The organism is Falsiroseomonas sp., from assembly GCF_030695085.1.
Lineage (GTDB): Bacteria > Pseudomonadota > Alphaproteobacteria > Acetobacterales > Acetobacteraceae > Falsiroseomonas.
In genome coordinates, this window is sequence record NZ_JAUYTS010000134.1 from 1 (window position 1) to 1,331 (window position 1,331).

At 70.3% G+C, this 1,331-nt stretch carries 2 protein-coding genes; one reads left to right on the forward strand and one right to left on the reverse strand.

The genetic code is table 11. The annotated features are described in order from the left end of the window. A partial coding sequence (locus Q8S40_RS14660; protein WP_305670956.1) for a hypothetical protein occupies positions 1–655 on the reverse strand: 655 nt, incomplete at its 3' end. Positions 656–1,164: 509 nt separating this feature from the next. Here Q8S40_RS14660 and Q8S40_RS14665 point away from each other — a divergent pair. Continuing rightward, on the forward strand, positions 1,165–1,331 hold a 167-nt coding region (locus Q8S40_RS14665), incomplete at its 3' end, for a hypothetical protein (protein WP_305670957.1).

A 1,331-nucleotide genomic window follows, 5' to 3' on the forward strand; every position in this document is an offset into this window, starting at 1 on the left:
CCACCTCGCCGCCGCCCTCGCTCAGCCGCCACAGCAGGAAGTCGAGCGCATGCAGGGTCGCGAAGTCGACTTCATCCGCCCACAGCTCGAACTCCGGCGCCGACAGCGGCACCTGTTCCACCACTGGAGGCGGTGCCATCGGCGGCGCCTGCAGGCGCTGCTGGGCTGGGTCCAGCAGCAGCGCGCGATGCAGCTCGGGCGCGAACAGGGCCGCGCCGAAGCAGATCACCGCGGCCGTGGCCAGCGCGATGCGCAGGCCACGGCGCGTCGGCGGCGGCTCGGGCGCCGCATCCAGAAAAGCACTTTGCACCGCAGCCGGCCAGTACGGGTCGCGCGCGCACAAGCGGCGGCCCAGCAGCAGCCACTCGCGTTCGATGCGGCCCAGTGGCCGACCTTGCAGCTCGGCGATGCGCTGCAGCGGCAGGCCACCCAGCGCACGCAGCACGATCAGGTCGCGCGCGCCCGCCGGGAGCGCGGACCACAGGCGCAGCCAGGAGGAATCCCCAAGCTGCGTCGGGTGGGCACGCGGCGCGGCGAGCGCCTGCAGCCGGGCGTAGCCGTCTGCAAAGTCGTCGGCAGGTGTTTCCGCGAGGCCTTCACAGGCCAGCCACGCCCGCAGCAGTGCAAATGAGCGGACAGCGGCGGCATCAGGCATCGGCGGCTACGGGGGAATCAAGGCGGTCGCGGAGTGTAGCCGCTGCGGACGCGACGGCCCGTGCAGGGCAGAGGCGCGCAGCGCTTTCGCAAGCCCGGATTCGCGCTGCCGCGCGGCTTGACTTTCGCGCAGTCGGTGCTCTCCCGCCTGCCTTCTGGCTTCCACGGGGCTTGACTTGTGCACAGGCTGCAGAATCGCCGCCTGCCACCCGCCAAGCGCCTCAGGGCTAGCGGACACCTGTCACATTTGCCAGTGGGCGACTTTGTAAGTCATTGATTTTATTGCCACGGAAGCCTTGGTCAAATTTTCGCCACAATCCACGCAGGCCCCGCGCCAGCGGCCCGGCGGGGCTTTCATCCGGACTTCATCCACCGACTTATCCACAGGCTGTGTGGATAAGCCGGAAATCCCAAGCGGACCGGCAACTTGCGGCCGATTCGTCAGCGACCGGTGAGGAGTGCCCGCCAAGTGCCCCCGATCGGCGCCAAGCGGCTGGCTACACTGAGCGCATGTCCGCCGACCGCCCTTCGAACGCCCTGCGCGTGGCCCTGCCGGTGCCGCTGCCGCGATTGTTCGACTACGCCCCGCCCGCCCGCGCCGCGATCGACCCCGGCTGGATCGGCTGCCGCGTGCGCGTGCCCTTCGGCCGCAGTACCGCGATCGGCGTGGTCGCCGA